18 protein-coding genes are annotated in these 21678 nt (G+C 52.3%); 9 read left to right on the top strand and 9 right to left on the bottom strand.

The annotated features are described in order from the left end of the window. Nucleotides 1–52: 52 nt before the first annotated feature. The 3 genes from H6B30_RS02520 to uxuA form a co-directional block, all read right to left on the bottom strand. Nucleotides 53–1492, bottom strand: a complete 1440-nt coding sequence (locus tag H6B30_RS02520) for a tagaturonate reductase (protein WP_205107593.1) — start codon at nucleotides 1490–1492, stop codon at nucleotides 53–55. 1000 nt (nucleotides 1493–2492) lie between these two features. Then, on the bottom strand, nucleotides 2493–3305 hold the full coding sequence (locus tag H6B30_RS02515; protein WP_205107591.1) for an SDR family oxidoreductase: 813 nt from the start codon (nucleotides 3303–3305) through the stop codon (nucleotides 2493–2495). A gap of 71 nt (nucleotides 3306–3376) precedes the next feature. After that, nucleotides 3377–4576: a mannonate dehydratase gene (uxuA, locus tag H6B30_RS02510; protein ID WP_205107589.1), complete on the bottom strand. Its 1200-nt coding sequence runs from the start codon at nucleotides 4574–4576 to the stop codon at nucleotides 3377–3379. A gap of 494 nt (nucleotides 4577–5070) precedes the next feature. Here uxuA and H6B30_RS02505 point away from each other — a divergent pair, with 494 nt between their 5' ends. From H6B30_RS02505 to H6B30_RS02475, 7 genes are all read left to right on the top strand, one after another. Next, nucleotides 5071–6522, top strand: a complete 1452-nt coding sequence (locus H6B30_RS02505) for a Do family serine endopeptidase (protein WP_205107587.1) — start codon at nucleotides 5071–5073, stop codon at nucleotides 6520–6522. A 615-nt stretch (nucleotides 6523–7137) separates the two neighbouring features. Then, entirely contained in the window at nucleotides 7138–8001 is an 864-nt protein-coding gene (locus H6B30_RS02500; protein WP_205107585.1) for a sigma-70 family RNA polymerase sigma factor, read from the top strand. Between the two features lie 10 nt (nucleotides 8002–8011). Beyond that, nucleotides 8012–8485, top strand: a complete 474-nt coding sequence (locus H6B30_RS02495) for a hypothetical protein (protein ID WP_205107583.1) — start codon at nucleotides 8012–8014, stop codon at nucleotides 8483–8485. A gap of 585 nt (nucleotides 8486–9070) precedes the next feature. Next, complete coding sequence (locus H6B30_RS02490; RefSeq protein WP_205107581.1) at nucleotides 9071–10558, top strand: oligosaccharide flippase family protein; 1488 nt, start codon at nucleotides 9071–9073, stop codon at nucleotides 10556–10558. Continuing rightward, complete coding sequence (locus tag H6B30_RS02485) at nucleotides 10551–11534, top strand: glycosyltransferase family 2 protein (protein WP_205107579.1); 984 nt, start codon at nucleotides 10551–10553, stop codon at nucleotides 11532–11534. The genes H6B30_RS02490 and H6B30_RS02485 overlap by 8 nt, the downstream gene beginning before the upstream one ends. A gap of 336 nt (nucleotides 11535–11870) precedes the next feature. Further along, on the top strand, nucleotides 11871–12851 hold the full coding sequence (locus H6B30_RS02480; RefSeq protein WP_205107577.1) for a glycosyltransferase family 2 protein: 981 nt from the start codon (nucleotides 11871–11873) through the stop codon (nucleotides 12849–12851). Between the two features lie 5 nt (nucleotides 12852–12856). Further along, on the top strand, nucleotides 12857–13972 hold the full coding sequence (locus H6B30_RS02475) for a glycosyltransferase family protein (protein WP_205107576.1): 1116 nt from the start codon (nucleotides 12857–12859) through the stop codon (nucleotides 13970–13972). A 45-nt stretch (nucleotides 13973–14017) separates the two neighbouring features. Here H6B30_RS02475 and H6B30_RS02470 read toward each other — a convergent pair whose 3' ends face one another. Together H6B30_RS02470 and H6B30_RS02465 are read right to left on the bottom strand one after the other, a co-directional pair. Beyond that, complete coding sequence (locus H6B30_RS02470; protein WP_205107574.1) at nucleotides 14018–14569, bottom strand: 30S ribosomal protein S16; 552 nt, start codon at nucleotides 14567–14569, stop codon at nucleotides 14018–14020. A 108-nt stretch (nucleotides 14570–14677) separates the two neighbouring features. Then, nucleotides 14678–15328: a lipocalin-like domain-containing protein gene (locus H6B30_RS02465; protein ID WP_205107572.1), complete on the bottom strand. Its 651-nt coding sequence runs from the start codon at nucleotides 15326–15328 to the stop codon at nucleotides 14678–14680. A 139-nt stretch (nucleotides 15329–15467) separates the two neighbouring features. On the opposite strand from H6B30_RS02465, the gene H6B30_RS02460 reads away from it, so the two are divergent. Together H6B30_RS02460 and rhaM are read left to right on the top strand one after the other, a co-directional pair. Further along, complete coding sequence (locus tag H6B30_RS02460; protein WP_205107570.1) at nucleotides 15468–16361, top strand: glycosyltransferase; 894 nt, start codon at nucleotides 15468–15470, stop codon at nucleotides 16359–16361. A 24-nt stretch (nucleotides 16362–16385) separates the two neighbouring features. Then, nucleotides 16386–16703, top strand: coding sequence for an L-rhamnose mutarotase (gene rhaM / locus H6B30_RS02455; protein ID WP_205107568.1), 318 nt, complete (start codon nucleotides 16386–16388; stop codon nucleotides 16701–16703). A 123-nt stretch (nucleotides 16704–16826) separates the two neighbouring features. On the opposite strand, the gene H6B30_RS02450 is transcribed toward rhaM, so the two are convergent. The 4 genes from H6B30_RS02450 to H6B30_RS02435 all read right to left on the bottom strand — a co-directional run bounded on the left by H6B30_RS02450 (nucleotide 16827) and on the right by H6B30_RS02435 (nucleotide 21639). Further along, nucleotides 16827–17432: a Crp/Fnr family transcriptional regulator gene (locus H6B30_RS02450; RefSeq protein WP_205107566.1), complete on the bottom strand. Its 606-nt coding sequence runs from the start codon at nucleotides 17430–17432 to the stop codon at nucleotides 16827–16829. 23 nt (nucleotides 17433–17455) lie between these two features. After that, complete coding sequence (gene lepA, locus H6B30_RS02445) at nucleotides 17456–19237, bottom strand: translation elongation factor 4 (protein ID WP_205107564.1); 1782 nt, start codon at nucleotides 19235–19237, stop codon at nucleotides 17456–17458. Between the two features lie 280 nt (nucleotides 19238–19517). Continuing rightward, the gene (locus tag H6B30_RS02440; RefSeq protein ID WP_205107562.1) at nucleotides 19518–21008 is read right to left on the bottom strand and encodes a glycoside hydrolase family 10-like protein; all 1491 of its coding nucleotides are present in this window, start codon (nucleotides 21006–21008) and stop codon (nucleotides 19518–19520) included. A 7-nt stretch (nucleotides 21009–21015) separates the two neighbouring features. Next, nucleotides 21016–21639, bottom strand: a complete 624-nt coding sequence (locus H6B30_RS02435) for an HAD family hydrolase (RefSeq protein ID WP_205107560.1) — start codon at nucleotides 21637–21639, stop codon at nucleotides 21016–21018. Nucleotides 21640–21678 lie beyond the last annotated feature (39 nt).

Raw genomic sequence — 21678 nt, 5'->3', positions numbered from 1 at the left:
CCCAATGCCCACATTAACTATAAAAAATAATTCCTATCTTGATGCACTGAAATTACAGTATTGTCTTGACGGCCTCAAGCATACCCTTCTCCTGGATGAGGTCAAGATACTGCTTGACAAGACCGTTGAGGCCCTTGATTTCGTTGAGGTCCTCGTTCCAGATGAACGTAGCGCCGAGCACACCGTCGGTAACCTTCTGCGTGTCTCCCGTTGCCCAGAGTTCCTTGAGCAAGTCCATGATCTCCGGAGAGTCGTTGGGCACAATCTCGGTTCCGTCCTCACGCTTGCCTCCCTTATAGTAAGTGATGATTGCAGCAAGCCCGAACACGAGGCCCTTTGGCAGCTCACCCTTGCGCTCGAGGTATGTCTTGACACCTGGCAGGTCGCGGGCGCAGAACTTGGGGAACGAGTTAAGCATGATGCTCGTCACCTGGTGGTCTACATACGGGTTGTCGAAACGCTCCAATACGTCCTTTGCAAACTTCTCAAGCTCCTCCATCGGCAGGTCAAGAGTCTGCATTAGCTCGTCAAACTGCACCTTGTGTATATACTTGCCGATGACCTCGTGGTTGCAGGCATCGCGCACGATGTTGACCCCGCTGAGGAAAGCCACAGGCGAAAGCACCGTGTGAGGGCCGTTGAGCAATGTCACCTTGCGCTTGTGGTAAGGCTCCTCCGACGGAACGAAGAGCACGTGCAACCCGGCCTTGTCGGCAGGGAACTCGTTGGCAACCTCCTTCGGAGCCTCGATAACCCACAGGTGGAAGTTCTCGGCCTGAACCACAAGGTTGTCGCGATAGCTTATCTTCTCCTGAATCTCGGCAATCTCCTTGCGCGGGAATCCGGGCACAATCCTGTCTACGAGTGTGGCGTAAACGCCGCAACTGTTGTCGAACCACTCCTTGAACTCCTTCGGCAGCTTCCACAGCTCGATATATTTGTTGATGCAATCCTTGAGCACATGGCCGTTGAGGAAAATCAATTCGCAGGGGAATATGATGAGTCCCTTGGTCGGGTCGCCGTTGAAAGTCTGCCAGCGGCGATAGAGCAGCTGCACGAGCTTTCCGGGATAAGATGCTGCCGGCGCGTCGTCGAGCTTGCACGACGGGTCGAAAGCAATTCCGGCCTCGGTTGTGTTAGAGATTACGAAACGCATCTCAGGCTGGTCGGCCAATGCCATGAATGCCTGATTCTGTGTGTATGGATTAAGCGCACGGCTAACCACGTCGATACGCTCGAGCGTATTGACAGGCTGTCCATTCTCGCGGCCCTGCAGGTTGACATGGTACAGGCAGTCCTGGCCGTTGAGCCAGTCGACCATTCCATGCTCCAGCGGCTGAACAATAACCACAGAACCATTGAAGTCGGTCTTCTGATCCATGTTCCAGATAATCCAGTCAACAAAAGCACGGAGGAAATTGCCCTCACCAAATTGGATTACCTTTTCGGGCATAACGCTCTTGGGCGCAAAATGTTTGTTTAATGGTTTCATAATAATGTATTATAATTTTGTTCTTGTTGCGTATTGCAAAGATACGGCGTTTTTGGCATTCATGCAAATAATTGGGATAATATTTATAACGTAAAGGTTTACGTTGGCGGGCACGCACCGCCACGGCGGCCATACCCCCTTGCCGAGGATGCCGCGCAACAGCACACACCATGCCAATCGCAACCGGCCGCCGACATCCGGGATAAACATTCCGACGTTGTAAGCAACAGGGCAAACAAAACGAAGCATCGGGAGCCGTCGAAGCACAAACATGGTTGCACCAGAACACAAGGCATGCCTCACGGGACATGGCGAAACGCCCGATGATGACGCAAAAAGCAGCGCTCGCCCCACAGGGCGCCACCGGCCGATGACGCATGGCGCGCCACAAGACAGCTGCCTCCTAAGTGTGCATGGGCAGAACGGCCCGTTCGGCACCACGACACGGGCCGTTTGGCAATGCAAAACGGCCCATATCAGAACCCCAAATGGGCCATTTCTTCGACCGACGCAGCATCCATGCACCAACCGCTTGGCACCCAGCGGGTTAGCCCAACAGCAAATCCAACAGGCCGATTGTGACATTGCGCGCAACCAGGCCAGCCGACCGCAGCGCCGCCAACCATGCAACACCCCCACCCACGGGGTGAACCTGCAGGAAAGGTCGCGGCCGCCGGCTGCCGACGATGGCACCGGCATGCAACGACAACAATAAAGACACATTGCCCACGCACACCAAGTGGCAGGCAACAGGCCCCCACAGCCATCCAGCCGCCTGCCGTCATAGCAGCCAACTGATGGCAAGCAACGTGGCCACATGGCAAAGAGTAAACTATTTTCACAGGCCAAACCCGTAGCCCACGGGCATGAATCTCACCGAGCGCCACATGGCCGAAGCCCATTAAGCCATAGCTGCCTGCCAGCCAGAAAAGGCGGAGCACCGGCGCCATGCGCCGGAGTCCGCCTCTACTATCATTCATCAAATTGCTTATCCGCAGTCTTACATGGCAAAGGCATTGAAGCCTCCGTCGACAACGGCCACCGTACCTGTGACAAACTTTGCCGCATCGCTCATCAGGTAGTGTATGGTGCCGCACAGCTCCTCGGGCTCACCCATACGCCCGAATGGCGTCTGGCGTATCACGTCCTGGCCTCGCTGGGTGTAAGAGCCGTCAGGATTGGTCAGAAGCGAGCGGTTTTGCTCGGTGATGAAGAAGCCCGGGGCAATGGCATTGACGCGTATGCCCTCGCCAAACTTCTTGGCACACTCTGTGGCCATGAAGGCCGTGAAGTTGCTAATACCGGCCTTTGCGGCGGCATAGCCGCACACGCGTGTCATCGGGCGGAAGGCAGCCATCGACGAGAAATTGATAATCGAGCCTTTGCCCTGGGCCACCATCGGCTTCAGAAACACCTGTGTGGGTATAACCGTACCGGTGAGGTTGAGCTCGAGCACCGTCTGGAACTGTGTTGGCTCGAGGTCGAAGAAGTTCTGGTCGGGGCCGATGGTAGCCCCCTTCATGTTGCCCCCGGCAGCATTGAGCAGCGTGTCTATGCGCCCATACTTTGCCATTATCTCGTCGCAATTGCCCTGCACGGTCGGCAACGACATCACGTCGGTCTTCATAAACTCACAGCAGCCGCCCTCTTTCTCGATGTCGGCCACTATCTCGCGGCCCACTTCTTCCTTGCGGCCCAATATCACAACCTTGGCCCCGTTGAGCGCCAAATACTTGGCGATGGCGCGCCCAAGCACACCCGTACCGCCGGTGATTACTACCACGTAATCCTTTATGTCAAACAAGTTTTTCATTTCCTGATATCTTATTTCGGCCGGCCTATGCCGGCAGTAAACCTTTGTTATATATTAAGATGAAGGCGCCATCACTCGTAAAAGCCCGGCTGCTTGTACTCTATGCCGAGCTCTCGGTCGACGGTGGCAAGTATTCCCTGCACCTGCCCCATGGCAAACATACGCCCGAGGAAGCTGTAACCGGCATTGTAGCCCCTGCTCTCGTCGCCGAGCATGGTCATTCCATGGTCAACGCGCATGGGCAGTTCGGGGTTGGTCTTCTCGAATATGCGGGCCAGCTCTATGATGTCGGCGCGCCCGCCCAGGTGCGACGCCTCGGTAAAGTCGCCGTTCGGGAACACGTGGCAAGAGCGCAGATGGACAAACCATGTGCGTCCGGCATACTTTCGGGCCAAGTCGACCACGTCGTTGTGGGCCCCGGCCGACAGCGACCCGGCGCAGAACGTGAGGCCGTTGTGCGGGTTGTCGACGGCATTGAGGAACCACCTGATGTCTTCGTCGCACGTCACTATGCGCGGCAGGCCCAGGATGGGGAATGGCGGGTCGTCGGGATGCACGCACATGCGCATGTCGTACTCATCGCATACGGGCATTATCGCCTCGAGGAAATAGCGCATGTTCTCGCGCAACTGGTCTTTGGTGATGCCCTTGTACAGGTCGAGCAGCTGGCGGAAGAGCTCCACCGGGTGCTCATCGTCCTCGCGGATGTTGCCGCTGACAAACCCCTGCGTCTTCACGATGATATTTTCCACCAGCTTGTGGTCGTCGTCGGGAGTCATGGTTTTCTTCAGTTTCTCCACTTCCTCCAACACATCTGCAGGCCAGTCGGCAGCTGCTCCTTCGCGCTTCAGTATGCAAATGTCGAAATAAGCAAACTGAGCATGCGAGAAATAAAGGTTGGTTGTGCCGTTTGGGTTGGGGTGCTCCAGGTCGGTGCGGGCCCAGTCAAGCACCGGCATGAAGTTGTAGCAAACGGTATGTATGCCCTCAAGAGCAAGATTCTTGAGGCTCTCCTTGTAGTTGGCTATGAGGTGGTCGCGGTCGTGGCCCGCATACTTTATGCTTTCGCACACAGGCAGACTCTCAACCACCGACCAACGCATGCCGTAACTCTCGATGTACTTGCGCAAGTCGCTTATCTTTTCGCGCGACCACACCTCGCCGTTGGGCACGTCGTGCAATGCGGTCACAATGCCCTGCACACCAATTTCCTTTAGCATGGCAAGTGTTATCTTGTCGTTCTTGCCAAACCATCTCCACGTTCTTTCCATTTTATGTCTTGCTTAGGTTCATATTATTAAACAGACGGAAACAAGGGCAACGGAGGCTGCAACAAACCCGCTGTATACCCCACGCTGCTGCTTTTCACACTGCAAAGGTATATAAATTAGTGACACGGCGAAACGCCCCACGGGCTTTTTTGTTGTGTAAACGTTTGCAAGAAAATATATTTACACTGCGCTAAGGCATGCCGGGCGCCACGGCCAAGCCGCCGCCACATGTTGCAACGCCACGGGTCATCGCCGACGCCGGGCCCGAAGCCTTGCTGCGGCATAGCCTGTCAGGAACTTAAAGACATTTTAAACCATATTATGTTTACGTTTTTTTAGTCTTCAAATACCAACCGCAAACTGTAGTTAAGTCGTTTGTTTCAACTGTTAAAATCAGACAAAAGAATAGGACAAAATGACAGATTTCAAAAATTTGCGTCTATATTTGCAGACATCAAAACGAACAGTATTAATGAATATAAAACAATAAGAGAATGAAAAAGATCATCAATTATCTGCTGCCGGCCGTATGCCTGGTGGCGATTGTATTCTCGGTCGCAGCCTTCAACAAGGCAGGTGCCGCCACGCCGGCAGGGCAACCCGTTGACTTAACCTACGCTGCCGAAAAGGCCCTCCCCTCTGTCGTGCATATAAAATACGTGCAAAACAGCAAGGTGAAGACCATCGACGTACAGAGCGACCCGTTCAGCGATTTCTTCTTCGACCCGTTCGGCGGCTTCTTCGGACGCGGCAACGGCGGCTCGCAAAAGCGCCAGGTGCAAACCCCGAGGAAGACTGCCACAGGCTCGGGCGTGATAATCTCGGCCGACGGCTACATCGTAACAAACAACCACGTGGTTGACGGTGCCGACGAGCTGACCGTCACACTGAACGACAACAAGGAGTATTCGGCAAGGATAATTGGCGCCGACAAGACCACCGACCTGGCCCTCATCAAGATTGACGGCAAGAACCTGCCTGCCATCGTGATAGCCAACAGCGACGACATCAAGGTTGGCGAGTGGGTGCTGGCAGTGGGCAACCCCCTCGGACTCAACAATACGGTCACCGCCGGCATAGTAAGTGCAAAGGCGCGCAGGCTCGGGGCCAACAGCGTTGAGTCGTTCATACAGACCGACGCCGCCATCAATGCGGGCAATTCCGGCGGAGCCCTTGTCAACACCCGCGGCGAACTTGTGGGCATCAACGCCATGCTCTACTCGCAGACGGGCTCTTACAGCGGCTACGGATTTGCCATACCGACAACCATAATGAACAAGGTGGTAGACGACCTCAAGAAGTATGGCACTGTGCAGCGTGCATGGGTAGGCATACAGGGAAGCAACGTAAAAGACTATGTTGACAGCCAGAAAGACCAAGGCAAGGACATTGACCTGGGCACTATGGAAGGCATCTACGTTGCAAAGGTGCTTGAGGACGGCGCCGCTTCTGACGCCGGAATAAAAGAAGGCGACGTAATCGTTGCCGTGGATGGCGAAAAGGTGACAAGGATGGCCGAGCTCCAGGAAATCATAGCAAGGAAGCGTCCCGGCGACAAGATATCAATCACTTACCTGCATGAGAAGAAGAAGCACACAGAGACCGTGACGCTCAAGAACGAGCAGGGCACCGTGAAGGTGGTAAAGCATGCCGACCTCGACGTGCTGGGTGCCAACTTCCGCGAGGTGACCGACGACCAGAAGAGGCAGCTCGACATAAGCTACGGACTTGAAGTGCTGAAGGTGAACAACGGCAAGCTGAAAGATGCCGGCATCAACCGCGGGTTCATCATCCAGAAGGTGAACGACCAGAGCATCAACACGATAGAAGACTTGCAGAAGGCCGTAAGAGACGCCTCGACAAGCAAGGAGCCTGTGCTCTACATACAGGGCATCTACCCGACAGGCAAGAAGGCTTACTTTGCCGTTCCGCTGCAAGACAACTGACAGGCAGCCATACGACGGCAATGGCACAACAACCACGAGGCGCCCGCGGAACAACCCGCGGGCGCCTTTTGCATGCCAGCCCCGACCGCCGTCGGCCAGCGGGCTACACGAGCCGCAAGCCACCCTGAGGCCGGCCAGCCTACGCAGGCTCACGGCAAGGCACGGCCTGGGGCTAAACATTTTTCGCAACGAGAGCACGGCCTGAGGCTGCAAGCACAACACGCTGAAGCACAGGCAATAACGCCACAAAACCGGCAGCACAACGCAAAACGGCCCATGCCGGCCGCCAAAACAGGCCGAACCGGCATGCCAAACAGCCCATATTGAGCCACGAAACGGCAGCCGTGCCAACGCGACTCCGGGCATGTAACAAAACCGGACGGAAAGCGGCTGCCGCAAGCAACACTGCAGCAAACAGCATTCAGCCGAACACAACGATGTAACAAAACCGGCAATGCATTTCAAAAATGCAGTAAAGTTTTCGCAAAAAGATTTTGCATTGTGGAAATTTATCATTATCTTTGCAGAAAATAGGTTGCGCCTGACAAACAGGCAAACATGCCCTCACTGCCACGGCATGCACAATCTTTGCAAACACTAAAACCCTATTCTCCAATGAGGCAACTTAAAATCAACAAATCAATAACCAACCGTGAAAGCCAGTCACTTGACAAATACCTGCAAGAGATAGGCAAGGAGGAGCTTGTGTCTGTTGAAGAGGAAGTGGAATTGGCGCAAAGAATCAAGAAAGGCGACCGCAAAGCCCTCGAAAAGCTTACAAAAGCAAACCTGAGGTTCGTTGTGTCAGTGGCCAAGCAATACCAAAACCAAGGCCTGAGCCTACCCGACCTCATCAACGAAGGCAACGTGGGCCTGATAAAGGCTGCCGAGAAATTTGACGAGACCCGCGGTTTCAAATTCATATCCTATGCAGTGTGGTGGATAAGGCAAAGCATACTGCAAGCCATAGCCGAGCAGAGCCGCATAGTGAGGCTGCCGCTCAACCAAGTGGGCTCGGTCAACAAGATAAACAAAGTGCTCAACAAGTTTGAGCAAGAATACGAGCGCAAACCGTCGATAGAAGAGATATCCGAGAAGGTAGACTTGCCGGAAGACAAGATAGACGATGTGCTCAAGATAAACAGCAGGCACGTGTCTGTCGACGCCCCGTTTGCCGACGGCGAAGACAACGGGCTGCTTGACGTGCTGGTCAACGACGACTCGCCAATGGCCGACAAGTCGCTGGTGCTCGAGTCGCTCCGCGCAGAAATCAACACCGCCCTCCAGGCCCTCAACGAGCGCGAGCGCAATGTCATAGAGGCGTTTTTCGGCATCAACCAACCCGAGATGACGCTCGACGAGATAGGCACCAAATACGGGCTGACGCGCGAGCGTGTAAGGCAGATAAAGGAGAAAGCGATAAGAAGACTGCGCAACAGCACGAAGAACAAAATACTCAAAGCATATTTAGGACAATAACAATACAAAAATGAGACTTTTCAAATGCTCTTTTGCCGCGCTGCTGTTCACCATGGTGCTCGCAGCCGGAGAGTTGAGTGCCAAAGGCAAGGCTGTGCCCAGCATTTACATCTTTGGCTTTTCTGCTTCGTTCACCGACTCTACAATCTACATGACCAACGTACAGAAGGTGGACAGCGCGTGGATTGACACCAAATCGAAATTCTTGCTCGGACGCGAAAACTACTCGTACCAACTGCGTAACTATCTGTCGGACAAGCTGCACCTTAAGAACCGCACTTGCCTTGTGATGTATGCCCGCTCAAGAAAGGAAGCCGAGAAAAAATACCTGAAGCTGAAAAAGCTGTACGTAGAAGAAAGCCCCGGCATGTACGACGTGAGATACATAGACGAGGGCGACTTCAAGTTCCAGACCATAGACATGAGCTATGAGGAAGGCGACGCCGTGACGCCACCGGCACAGGGCAGCGTGCAGGCCCGATGACGCCGGCCCGCGGGCAAGGCTGCACCACAACCGCCACAATGGCCACAGGCAAAAGCCAAGGCCCGGGCTGAGGCAAACGCCGACACCGATGAGCATGTCCGGCAAGCGCCGGGACAGGAACAGCCCCACCAACCGGAGACCACCGTCAAAGGTTCCCCGGTTGGCGGGGCTTACGCATGAGCGCAACCATACATGCCGGCAAACAGGGCCTGCAGCATGGCCACGGCAAATGAAGTGGGAGCGGACTGCCCCCAGGCAACCACCCTGCATTTTGGAGGCAAGCCCACCGGCCACCACCGGCAAAGCCGCGTAAACCCGGTCACAACAGGGCATTCGGCACAAACAAAACAACAATAGGCCACCGCCTACCGGCCTTGCTGGCAGCCGGCAAAAAGGCGATGCAGTGGCACAACATTGCAAGAAGCAAGGCAAGCCGGCCATGGCGAGACATCTACAGATGCACGCCAAACACCGACTGCCGCCGGCAACGCGCCCACGCCCCAAGGCTGCGCATGAACAGATAGCACAACACACAAAATCAGGCAACAGCATAATAAACGGAAAAGAAATACGTTGAATAACCAGATGGACGACGCAGAATCGAAAACCAGCTACAGCCACGTGCTAAAATACACTGGCATTTTCGGCGGTGTGCAAGGCCTGAACATCATCATAGGGCTTGTACGCAACAAACTCGTAGCCCTGTTGCTTGGCCCGTCGGGCATGGGCCTTGTGTCACTTTTCAATTCGGCGATAACGTTTATGTCGCAAGCCACGAGCCTGGGCCTGTCGTTCAGCGCGGTGAAACACATTGCAGAGATTTTTGACCGTGGCGACGAGAGCCGCATATTGCACTTCATCAAGATAATCAGGACGTGGAGCCTCATCACCGCCTTGTTCGGCATGGCGCTTTGCGCGCTGCTCGGCCCCATGCTCAGCGACTACACATTCTCGTGGGGCGACCACACGCTGCATTTCATACTGCTGTCGCCCGTCGTTGGCATGCTTGCCATCACCGGCGGCGAGACGGCCATACTGAAAGGGGCGCGCAAACTGCGCGCGCTGGCCACGATACAGATTTACTCGGTGTTTGCAGCCCTGGTGATTTCCGTACCGGTATACTACTTCTTCGGACAAAGCGGCATCGTCCCCGTCATATTGCTGGTAGCCATGGCCGACATGGCTTTCACCATCATGTATTCCTACCGTTTCTACCCGCTGAAACTGAACGGTTGCCGCAGCCTCATAGGCGAGGGCATGCCCATGGTGAGGCTCGGCATAGCCTTTGTGCTGACCGGAATAATGGGCAGCGGGGCCGAGATGGTGATACGCTCATTCCTCAACGTCAAGGCGGGCCTCGACATCGTGGGGCTCTACAATGCCGGGTATGTGCTCACGGTGACCTATGCCGGCATGGTGTTCTCGGCCATGGAGACCGACTACTTTCCACGGGTGTCGTCGGTAAACGACGACGTGGCGGCCACCAACCTGATGGTCAACCGGCAGATTGAAGTGTCGCTGCTCATCATATCGCCCATGCTGGCACTGCTGATACTGGCATTGCCCATACTCATGCCGCTGCTCTACAGCCACAGTTTCGCGCCAGTGGTGTCGATGGCTCAGGTGGCCGCCCTGTCAATGTACTTCAAGGCAATGTCGCTCCCCATAGCCTATGTCACACTGGCACACGGCGACTCAGTGGCATATTTCATACTCGAAACGGCATACGACGCCATGCTGGTGCTGCTGATAGTGTTCGGCTATAACCAATGGGGATTGATAGGCACTGGAATTGCCCTGACGCTGTCGTACATACTTGACCTTGCGATGATTCTGGCCTACGCCCACGTGAGATACAAATACTGCGTGTCGTCGCAGGTCTACCGCTACGCATTGCTCCAACTGCCGCTGGGCTTCTCGGCATATGCCGTCACACACATCTCATGCGAATGGCTATATATTGCGCTCGGCGCAATAATAACCATTGCAAGCGGTGCAGCCTCGGCATACATCATATACAAAAAGACTTCGCTTTGGAACAAACTAAAATCCAAGCTGCTGCACAATGGATAAGGTGTCTATTCTCGTGGCCGTATACAATGCCGAAAAATACTTGCAGACATGCCTGGACTCACTCTTGGCGCAGACGTACCATGACATAGAAGTGATATGCATAGACGACTGCTCGACAGACTCGTCGCTGTCGATATTACGCACATACGCAAAGCGCGACGCACGCATAAGGGTCTTTTCGCTTGACGAAAACAAAGGGCAGGCCCACGCACGCAACGTTGGCCTGGCGCAATCGACAGGCGACTACGTATGCATGCTCGATGCTGACGACTGGTTTTCAGACGACGCCATACAACAGGCAGTAAGCGTGTTCAAAAACAACGAGGCCACAGACGCGGTGCTGTTCGACGTCATGATGGAATACGACGGAAGGCAGGAGGCCTACGCCATGCCCGACTTCAAAGCCCTGACGGGCCCCGAGGCGTTCAGGATGAGCCTGTCGTGGGCAATTCACGGGCTGTACATGGTAAGGGCATCAATACACAGGAAATGGCCGTACGACGAGACATGCAGGCTGTACAGCGACGACAATACCACAAGGATTCACTACCTGGCGTCACATGAGGTGAGGCGTTGCCGCGGCATCTACCACTACCGCCAGCACCCGGCATCGGCAACCCACGCAGTCAGCGTGAAGCGGTTTGACTACCTGAAAGCCGCCGAAAGCATGAAAAGGCAACTTGAGCTGATGGGAGTCTCAGAAAACATCATGGCAGAATATGAACAGCAACGCTGGCTGATACTCATCGACACGTATATGTTCTACCACTGCCACGCCAACGAGTTGGACTGCAATGAACGCTCGTACGGCTTGGGGGAGCTTGAGAGGGCATGGCGAACCACAGACACCGACAGGTTGCCGGATGCGCTCAAAAGGAAGTTCGGCTACCGCCACGCGCCCACATGGGGCCTTTTCAGGGTGCAGGAATGGCTGTATTTCTCTTTGCGCGCTATCCTGGGGAGAAACCGTAAATAAGGCTGCGGTGATACGCCAAGGGGTGGCCGAGAGACTGAAAAAGACACCACGGCATGAAGACACCACGACATGGCCGACGCCCTTTGCAGCCATGGAGGAAACGAAGCACATAAAAACCGGGCGGAAAATGCTTGACCGGCGATATACAAAAGCATTTAAGCATCACAGGTCTACTTCCGCTAAAATCATTTGATTGTGGGCGGTTTGACTGCCACCTGCAACGTTTTGCAGACGCCCAGCTGAAAGTTTATCATTCAAATGGTTGCACCAAACCATTGGAAATATAAAATATTATTGTAATTTTGCATTCGTATTCAATAACGAAACGACCAATATATGCAAAGCCAACCATCAACACAAACAGATAAAAAAACACCATTGATAAGCTTTATAATCACATGTTATAACTTACCAATGGACATGGTGCGCGAGTGCATAGACAGTGTATTGGCCCTGTCGCTGAGCCGCTCTGAGAAAGAAATCATCATAGTTGACGACGGTTCGCAGCAGTGTCCCATGCCTGAGCTAATGGCTTATTGTGATGACATAATATATCTGAGACAACCAAACAGAGGGCTCAGTGCAGCAAGGAACATAGGCCTGGACATTGCAACAGGCAAATACATACAATTCATCGACGGCGATGACAAGATTGTTTCCAACATTTATGAACAGTGCCTTGACTTGGCGAGGTTTAAAGACCCCGACATGGTGCTGTTCGACTATACCGACACAGACTGTGCCAAACCCAAGATAAAAAACCTCGATGCGGTGGACGGAACTGTGTTTATGAACAACAACAACATCCATGCGTCGGCCTGGGGCTACCTATTCAGGAAGGATATACTGATGGGACTGAAATTCTCGCCGGGCATTCTGCACGAAGACGAGGAGTTTACCCCGCAGTTGCTGTTGCGCGCAGAGAAAGTTTACGACACAGACTATAAGGCTTACTTCTACAGAAAAAGGACAGGCTCGATAACAACAAAGAAAGACAAGAAGCACATCCTGAAACGATTGAATGACTTTGAACAGATAATCAAGCATCTGCACGACATATCGACAACACTGCCAATGGCAGAAAGCACGGCGCTGCAAAGGCGGGTGGCACAGCTGACAATGGACTATATATACAACATCATCAAAATGACAAAATCGCAAAGCCAACTCGAAACGCGGTTGATGCGACTGCAGAAGGTGGGGCTCTACCCCCTGCCCGACAGGGACTATTCGCAGAAGTATATATGGTTCAGGAAACTTGCAAACTCTAAGACTGGCCTCTACATCTTGCGGCATACACTGACCTTGGTAAAATAAGCAAGATGAAGATACTGTTGTTAGGCGAATACAGCAACGTGCACGCTACGCTGGCAGAAGGGCTCAGGGCGCTCGGGCACCAGGTAACCGTTGCCTCCAACGGTGACTTCTGGAAGGATTACCCTCGCGACATATCGTTGGTGAGACGCAAAGGTAAGATTGGCGGGATGGCCCTGTTGCTCAAGATATACTCTCTGCTGCCTAAACTGAGGGGGTATGACGTGGTGCAGCTGATAAACCCTATGTTCGTTGAACTGAAGGCCGAAAGGATATTCCCAATATACAAATACTTGCGCAAACACAACAAAAAAGTGTTTTTGTGCGCATTCGGAATGGACTGGTATTGGGTGAACACATGCATCAACGACATGCCACTGAAATACAGCGACTTTAACATAGGCAATGTCAGGCGCACAAACAGAGATGCCATCAAGGAGCAGAACGACTGGATAGGCACTGCAAAGGAACGACTGAACAGGTTTATAGCCAACGATTGCGACGGCATCATAGCCGGATTGTATGAGTATTGGGTTTGCTATTCATCGGCAATGCCACGCAAAACGGTATACATCCCTTTCCCCATCAAGGCAGGCGAATGCCAGGCCGACAATGACCGTGGCGACACGGCAGGCAGGAAACTTAAGGTTTTCATCGGGATAAACAAAAGCCGGAGTGAGTATAAGGGTACAGACATCATGCTGAAAGCTGCCTTGGACATTCAAAAAAGGCACCCGGACAAAATGGAACTGATAAAAGCAGAATCACTGCCCTTCTCCGAATACGAAAAGCTAATGAACGGCAGCGACGCCATATTGGACCAATTATACAGCTATACCCCGTCGATGAACTCTCTGCTGGCCATGTCGAAAGGCATTATCTGCATCGGAGGAGGCGAAGAAGAAAGCTACTCCATTATAAACGAAACGGATTTGCGACCGATAATCAACGTACAACCAAACTACGAAAGCGTCTGCCATGAGTTAGAGCAATTGGTATGCCACCCCGAACGGATAGGCAAGCTGAAAGCCCAAAGCATTGAATATGTGAAGAAACACCATGACTATGTAAAGGTGGCTAAAGAATATGAACACTACTATACGCACGAGGCCGGAACCCCATAATGAGATTCCGGCCTCGCGGTGCTTAGTAATCATTAATCATATGAGTTATGCCTCAGCAGGTGCCTGCTCCTCAGCTGTTGCAGCAGCAGCCTCTTCTGCGGCCTTCTGTGCCTCGGCCTCAGCCTGGGCAGCAGCAACAGCGGCTTTCTTTTCAGCCACCTTCTTTGCTATAGTCTCATTGACCTTCTTCTCGGCTTCGAGCTCTTTCACCTTGGCATCCTTCTTTGCCTTTTCTTCCTTCTCACGGATTGTGTCCAAGCCCTTCTGCTTATCAGCCTTCCAAGCGTCGAACCTTTTCTGTGCTGTAGCCTCGTCGAAGGCACCCTTCTTAACGCCTCCGCGCAGATGCTTCATAAGGTAAACACCCTCACGGCTGAGGATATTACGCACGGTGTCGGTTGGCTGTGCACCAACTTCCACCCAATAGAGTGCACGGTCGAAATTCAAATCTACTGTGGCCGGATTGGTATTAGGGTTGTAAGTACCAATTTTCTCAGTAAATTTACCATCACGTGGTGCTCTAACGTCAGCGATTACGATGCTATAGAAAGCATAGCCTTTGCGACCGCCGCGCTGCAATCTGATTTTTGTTGCCATTTAATTTTAATGTTTAATTAGGTTTGAATTTTATGCCATTAACCCGTAATGACGGGTGCAAAGGTAATACTTTATCAACAGAAAAGGCCGCAGCAGCCCTGCCTTTTATTATTTTTTAACAAGGGTAAGGCCAGCCTGCATGCCATTTATGCTCTTCATCAACGATGTAACGGTCTGGAAGCTTGAATTGGTCGACTTGCTCCCAATTGTCTTAACCAGGTCGAGGAGCTTTGTGGCGTCTGTTACAAACATCAGTTTGTTGCCACTCAACTGTGTGTTGATGGGCAAAGCCTTCATTCCGAACGTAAGATAGAGCTTAGAGTCTTTTACTTCCCACTTTCCAGGAATGTTCTTGCCGTTAAACGTTTCCTCAAAAGTTCCGTCCTCATTGAAGGTAATGCTGAAAGCTCCCGACTCGAAACCGAATTTTGAAAGTTGCTCCTGCAGCTTGTCTTCAATCTTGCTTGATGCTATGCTGGCACCAGCCTTGGCCAACAGATTGTCAGACTCGAAGACTATAGCCGGCTCGGAATATTCCCAAGTACCGACCAGATTGTTCTTGCTGGCCTGCTTTTCACTTGAGAAAATGTTCGTCAAGCCAGAAAGAAGATTAGTAGTTGAGGACGTATTTTCCTTGCTTGAACTCTTGCCGGTCAAGCTTCCCAAAATGCTTCCCAAGTCAATCTGTGCGTTCGCAGTGGCACTTCCGGCCAGCATCAATGCAATGACCAGTGTCTTGATTAATACATTCTTTTTCATAAATAACTATATATTAAAATGTGTGGCAAAATTAATACTTTATCATAACATACACAAATAAAACCCATGAAAGTTCCTGCATTAATTTTTTTTGATTACTTTTGTGATACGAAAATTACAATGTAACAGCAACATACCCGTGAACGAAGGACTTTCCATATTACTGCCTGCATACAACCAAGTATGCGTTGAAAGAGTAATTACACTAAAAAGGCTCTGCGACAGCATACCGTCATTGAACTACGAAATAATTGTAGCAGACGACGGTTCGCCCGACCTTGGCGCCGTTGAACGCAATTCCGTCATAAACTCGATGGCCAATTGCCGGTTCATAAGGAAAGAACGCAATGAGGGCAGCGCTGCAACGAGGAACAGGCTGGCAGAACTCAGCCAGTACGAATGGCTCATATTTCTCGACTGCGACATGGATATCCCAGACCAAGATTTCATTAAGAAATATGTCGACAAGCGCATACAGGGTTGCGTTGTCAATGGCGGGCTTAACATAGGAGGCAGCATGGAAGCCAACAGACTCAACCTTCGTTACCTGTACGAAAGCCGCGAGGCTTCGTCACACACAGCAGAACAGAGGAACAGAAATCCATACAAATCTTTCCGCTCCACCAACTTCATGATACAACGCGACCTTTTCCTTTCAATAAAATTTGAAGAAAAGATGAAAAGGTATGAAGATGTCTACTTCGGAAAGGTGCTCAGGCAAAAAAACATAAAAGTGCTGCACATCGACAACCCTGTTGTGATGAACGACTTCGAGAGCAACCCCGACTACATAAACAAGATAGAACTTGACGCCCGGATACTATCAACGTTCAGCGACGAGCTAAAAGGCTACTCGCATTTGCTTACCCTTGCCAATACACTGAGGCGCATGCCACCGCTTTATTACAGCGTAAGGACATGGCACTGGGCCTTCGGCAAGGCTGAACGAAATATCCTGACAGGCAGCCACCCATGCCTCAAGCTCCTCAACATCTACAGAATCGGATACTTCTTATCAAACAAACAATATTAATGTCGAACTAAAACCAATAACAAAATGAAACGATTTGCATTCAAAATGATCCTTAAAAAAGGCTGCGAAGAAGAGTATGCCAAACGCCACGCTGCCATATGGCCGGAGCTGAAACAAATGATAAAAGACCAAGGAGTCAGTGACTACAGCATATTCTGGGACAAAGAAACCAACCTGCTGTTTGCCGTCCAGAAATGCGATAAAGACACAAACAGCCAAGACACGACAAATGTCGACCCGATAACACAGAAGTGGTGGGACATGATGGCCGACATAATGGAAGTAAACCCAGACAACTCGCCTGTTTCAATACCGCTCAAAGAACTGTTCCACATGGACTGAACCACCAACCAACAATGAGCAGAAAAAGGCATGGCCGTACGCCAAGGCATAAGCCTCTGGCGCACGGCCATGCTTGAATACAACAGTATGCTGAATCGCCATCAAGACGAAACGCGGCAAATATCAATCGGCACCATTCATCAAAGCCGACGTCCTTACACGGCTAAGTGTCTCCGGAGTCATCTGTAGATAACTTGCAATATACACAAGCGGAGCCCTCAGTACAAGCTGTGGCTGCAACTTCACCAATTTGGCATAGCGGCTCTGGGCCGACTCAAAGCGAAGCATGTCAGCATGAATTTGGCTCTGTATCAATGATTCCTCAAGAATCTTCCTGTACAGAATCTGTATGTTGAGGCTCTTCATAGCCACCCGTTCCAATTGCTGGCGCGGGATGGCATATATCACGGTCGGCTCAAGTGTCATTATATTAAGGTGAGTCGGCTTCTCCTTAAAAAGGCTTTCGATGCACATTACTATATTGTTCTCGACAGCCATGTGCTCGGTCAGCTCCTTATTGTTCTTATAGTAATATTGGCGCACAAGGCCCTTGACCACCCAATACATGTGGGTGCAGACCTCCCCCTCGCTGATGACTTTTTCACCCTTGGGAAATTTCATCGGCACCAAGATGCCCTCCAAGAGGTCAAGCTCCTCATGGGTCATCGTACTGTAACGCCGCGCGAGCTCGCGCGCCACGTCACGTGACGTCATTCCAATATTCACCATATTTATCTCCTTTCCGTTTAGTTTCAATCAAGTTTGAGCACTGCCAAGAAAGCCTTCTGCGGCACCTCAACATTACCAATCTGCTTCATGCGCTTCTTGCCACGCTTCTGCTTTTCGAGCAACTTGCGCTTACGGCTCACATCGCCGCCATAACACTTGGCAGTGACGTCCTTGCGCACGCACTTCACAGTCTCGCGAGCCACAATCTTGGCCCCGATGGCAGCCTGGATGGCAATGTCGAACTGCTGGCGCGGTATGAGCTCCTTCAATTTCTCACACATTCTACGTCCGAAGGCCACAGCGTTGTCTTGGTGTGTCAACGTCGACAACGCGTCGACAGGCTCGCCATTGAGAAGGATGTCGAGCTTGGCCAGCTTTGACGGGCGGAAGCAGTCTATGTGATAATCAAAAGACGCATATCCCTTGGAAATGCTCTTGAGCTTGTCGTAGAAGTCGATCACAATCTCTCCGAGCGGCAACATGAAGTGCAACTCGACGCGGTTGCCGCTGACATACTGCTGGTCGATGAGCTCTCCTCGCTTGTCGAGGCACAGCTTCATTATCGGCCCGATATAGTCGGCGGCTGTTATTATCGACGCACGTATGTAAGGCTCCTCTATGTGGTCTATCATAGTCTGGTCGGGCAGGCCCGACGGGTTGTGCACTTCCTTCACTCCACCCTGCTTATCGTAGCACATGTACGACACGTTGGGCACGGTTGTAATGACATCCATGTTGAACTCACGGTCGAGTCGCTCTTGTATTATCTCCATGTGAAGCAGCCCGAGGAAACCGCACCTGAAGCCGAAGCCCAGCGCCACCGACGACTCCGGCGAGAACGTGAGCGAAGCATCGTTGAGCTGAAGCTTCTCCAAAGACGCCCTGAGGTTCTCATATTCGGACGGGTCGATGGGATACACACCGGCAAACACCATGGGCTTGACCTCCTGGAATCCCTCGATGGCCTTGTCGCACGGCCTTGCTATATGCGTGATGGTGTCGCCCACCTTAACTTCCTTGCTGTCCTTGATGCCGCTTATGATGTATCCCACGTCGCCGGTACCAAGCTGCTTGCGCGGTATCATATCCATCTTGAGCACCCCTATCTCGTCGGCGTCATATTCCATTCCCGTGTTAAAGAACTTCACCTTGTCGCCTTGGCGCAATGTGCCGTTCTCAATCTTGAAATAAGCGATGATGCCCCTGAACGAGTTGAACACAGAATCAAAAATCAAAGCCTGCAGCGGAGCGTCGGCGTCTCCCTTAGGGCATGGTATGCGCTCAACCACGGCATCGAGTATCTGGGGCACTCCCTCACCTGTCTTTCCACTGGCACGTATTATGTCCGACCGCTCGCAACCAATCAGGTCGACAATCTCGTCTTCCACCTCATCGGGCATTGCGCTCGGCATGTCTATCTTGTTGATAACAGGTATGATTTCCAAGTTGTGGTCAATGGCCATGTACAGGTTGGAAATGGTCTGGGCCTGCACGCCTTGCGTGGCGTCGACCACGAGCAGCGCCCCCTCGCAGGCAGCAATGCTCCTGGACACCTCGTAAGAAAAATCCACGTGGCCCGGAGTGTCAATAAGGTTAAGCACATACTTCTCTCCCTTATACTCATACTCCATCTGTATGGCATGGCTTTTTATCGTGATGCCGCGCTCGCGCTCCAAGTCCATGTCGTCGAGCATCTGCCCGCTTGTCACCTGGATTGTTTTCGTATATTCAAGCATTCTGTCGGCAAGTGTCGACTTGCCGTGGTCTATATGGGCAATGATACAAAAGTTTCTTATATGGTCCATGTCTTAGTGAAGATTCTGCTTTTAAAGTACAAAGATAATGTAATTCAGCCAATATTCAAAATAATTCCTGATATATTTTGAGGCCAACATTTTCATAACACCATTGGCCCGCCCTGGCCCCTATGCCCACTCGCCCGCTGCCGCCTGCCGTGCAGGAAGCCAACTTAGAGCACCGGCAGCACTGCCTCAGGCAATGCCATGCAAGGAAAGCCGGCCTGCACACCGAGATGTACAGGCCGGCAAACCCACATGCTGTGCGGGCGGGCGGACAGAATACCGCTCACAGCTTTATCTTCTTCTTGCGTGCCTTGCTCTCGTTCTGCATCCTGTCCAAGGCAGTAACCAAATAGGTGTACTTCACCTTTCCGTTATCATAAGGCAACTTATAATATGTAGACTCGGTGATGGCCACTATCTTAGACGGGTCGTCGGTGCGCACTTTCTCGCCCGGGGCAAACCTGTAGACAACATATTTGTGTGCCACATCGTCCCAATCCTTGCCTTTTGGTGCTGTCCAAAACAAGATATATCCGTCGGCCGTCCACACGGGCTTGAGCTTTCTCACCTTGTTGGGCGACTTCTTGTCGATGAACGGCATCTGCGGTTGAAGGGCCGGATACTTCCAGTAAACATTCCTCAGCATGGTGCCGTAATTGCCCACATTGTCTACCACGGCCTTGGCGTACCACAGCACCGTGCCCCTCACATTGTGCATCTTGCTGTGCAGGTCATACTTTGCCGGCATCTGGTTTATGCGCGGATTGTCGACATCGGGATATTTGGCAGTTCGCTCCACATCCTCGCCGATATAAAGCGGACGCCCGCCTGCATACTGGTTCCACCACTCTATGAGTGTCTTGTAGTCGGCGGCCTGGTGCCCAATCTGCCAATACAGCTGCGGCACACAGTAGTCCACCCAGCCGTTGTTCACCCAGAGCAGCACGTCGGCATACAAGTCGTCGTAATTCTGAAGCCCGTTTGTGTTGCTTCCTATGGCCGAGCTGCGCTTGTTCCTGTATATGCCGAAGGGCGACACGCCGAACTTTACCCACGGCTTTACGCTTTTTATCGAGTCGTAAAGCTGCTTTACAAACAGGTTGACGTTATACCTTCGCCAGTCGGCCCTGTCGGCAATGCCGTTGGAATACATCCTGTACTGAGCGTCATCGGGTATTGTTGCCCCCGGCGCAGGATAAGGATAGAAATAGTCGTCCATGTGCAATCCGTCAATGTCGTAGCGTCTCACTATGTCGTTGACAATCTTGCAGATATACTCTCTGTTCTCCGGTATGCCCGGATTGAGTATGAACTGCCCGTCGTAGGCAAACACCCTTCCGGGCTGCCTCACCGCAATGTGGTTTGATGCCAGGTCGGTGGTGGTCTTCGTCTTGGCCCTGTACGGGTTTATCCATGCGTGCAGCTCCATGCCGCGCCTGTGGCATTGCTCCACCATCCAGGCCAGAGGGTCCCAATATGGCGACGGGGCCTTGCCCTGAACCCCGGTCAGAAACCGGCTCCAAGGCTCATAGCGGCTGGCATACAGGGCGTCGCATTCGGCCCTTACTTGGAATATTATGGCGTTGACGCCATCTTTCTGCAACTCGTCGAGCTGGTAAGTGAGCGTGCGTTTCATGGCATCGGTCGACATGCCGATGAACTGACCGTTGACACACTGAATCCACGCACCGCGGAACTCTCTTTTCTGTTGGGCGCTGACATTGGCCGGCAACATCGATATGGCTATGGCAATGACAGCCAGGAGACATTTCATCTGCATTTCAATATTTTAGATGTTCATAAATGGATTTTGTCCAGTCGCTGCCGTTTTCGGGGCAGAATGTGTGCAGGCCCAACCTGGCGGCGGCCTCTACGTTGCGCGGGCCGTCGTCTACAAACAGCGTCTCGCCGGGCTCGATGCCCTCGGCCTCGATAACATGGCGGAAGAAAGCCTCGTCGGGTTTCATGGCCCCGCATTTATAGCTCATGTACATCGAGTCCATGTAATGGGCTATGGAATGGCCCATGCCGTCGAACCCGTCGCCCAGCGCCCAGCTCATCATGTAAGGGTTGGTGTTTGACACGAGCACCACCCTGTAGCCCTCGGCCCTCAGCCGGAGCAAGGTGTCGAGGTTGCGCCGCGGCACCTCCTTGCAATAACCCTTCCAGGCATACAGGCACTGGTCGGCCGTCACCTCATGGCCTATGAGCCCGCTCAGACCGGCACGAAACTCCTCGGCGCTTATTTTTCCCAATTCCAGGTCGCCGAATATGCCGCTCTGCGTATAGCTGTCCAGCCTGCGGTCGGCATCGGCGAGCCCTATCTCCTTAAAACGGCTCACGGCTTGGTTGGGGTCAAGGGTTATTATTACCCCACCCAAGTCAAACAATATATTTTTAATCATAATACATTAATATTCAATTGATTTCGCTAATCACAACCA

Origin of the sequence: Marseilla massiliensis (assembly GCF_016899955.1) — a bacterium.
GTDB classification, from domain to species: Bacteria; Bacteroidota; Bacteroidia; order Bacteroidales; family Bacteroidaceae; genus Prevotella; species Prevotella intestinigallinarum.
This window is presented reverse-complemented; position numbering and strand designations above follow the sequence as displayed.

Excerpts from the sequence above, each read along its gene's own strand:
- H6B30_RS02500 (WP_205107585.1), top strand. The coding sequence starts at position 7,138 with ATGAGGCAACTTAAAATCAACAAATCAATAACCAACCGTGAAAGCCAG.
- H6B30_RS02515 (WP_205107591.1), bottom strand. The coding sequence starts at position 3,305 with ATGAAAAACTTGTTTGACATAAAGGATTACGTGGTAGTAATCACCGGC.
- rhaM (WP_205107568.1), top strand. The coding sequence starts at position 16,386 with ATGAAACGATTTGCATTCAAAATGATCCTTAAAAAAGGCTGCGAAGAA.
- uxuA (WP_205107589.1), bottom strand. The coding sequence starts at position 4,576 with ATGGAAAGAACGTGGAGATGGTTTGGCAAGAACGACAAGATAACACTT.
- H6B30_RS02490 (WP_205107581.1), top strand. The coding sequence starts at position 9,071 with ATGGACGACGCAGAATCGAAAACCAGCTACAGCCACGTGCTAAAATAC.
- H6B30_RS02485 (WP_205107579.1), top strand. The coding sequence starts at position 10,551 with ATGGATAAGGTGTCTATTCTCGTGGCCGTATACAATGCCGAAAAATAC.
- H6B30_RS02495 (WP_205107583.1), top strand. The coding sequence starts at position 8,012 with ATGAGACTTTTCAAATGCTCTTTTGCCGCGCTGCTGTTCACCATGGTG.
- H6B30_RS02440 (WP_205107562.1), bottom strand. The coding sequence starts at position 21,008 with ATGAAATGTCTCCTGGCTGTCATTGCCATAGCCATATCGATGTTGCCG.
- H6B30_RS02520 (WP_205107593.1), bottom strand. The coding sequence starts at position 1,492 with ATGAAACCATTAAACAAACATTTTGCGCCCAAGAGCGTTATGCCCGAA.
- H6B30_RS02450 (WP_205107566.1), bottom strand. The coding sequence starts at position 17,432 with ATGGTGAATATTGGAATGACGTCACGTGACGTGGCGCGCGAGCTCGCG.
- H6B30_RS02435 (WP_205107560.1), bottom strand. The coding sequence starts at position 21,639 with ATGATTAAAAATATATTGTTTGACTTGGGTGGGGTAATAATAACCCTT.
- H6B30_RS02465 (WP_205107572.1), bottom strand. The coding sequence starts at position 15,328 with ATGAAAAAGAATGTATTAATCAAGACACTGGTCATTGCATTGATGCTG.
- H6B30_RS02475 (WP_205107576.1), top strand. The coding sequence starts at position 12,857 with ATGAAGATACTGTTGTTAGGCGAATACAGCAACGTGCACGCTACGCTG.
- H6B30_RS02470 (WP_205107574.1), bottom strand. The coding sequence starts at position 14,569 with ATGGCAACAAAAATCAGATTGCAGCGCGGCGGTCGCAAAGGCTATGCT.
- lepA (WP_205107564.1), bottom strand. The coding sequence starts at position 19,237 with ATGGACCATATAAGAAACTTTTGTATCATTGCCCATATAGACCACGGC.
- H6B30_RS02505 (WP_205107587.1), top strand. The coding sequence starts at position 5,071 with ATGAAAAAGATCATCAATTATCTGCTGCCGGCCGTATGCCTGGTGGCG.
- H6B30_RS02480 (WP_205107577.1), top strand. The coding sequence starts at position 11,871 with ATGCAAAGCCAACCATCAACACAAACAGATAAAAAAACACCATTGATA.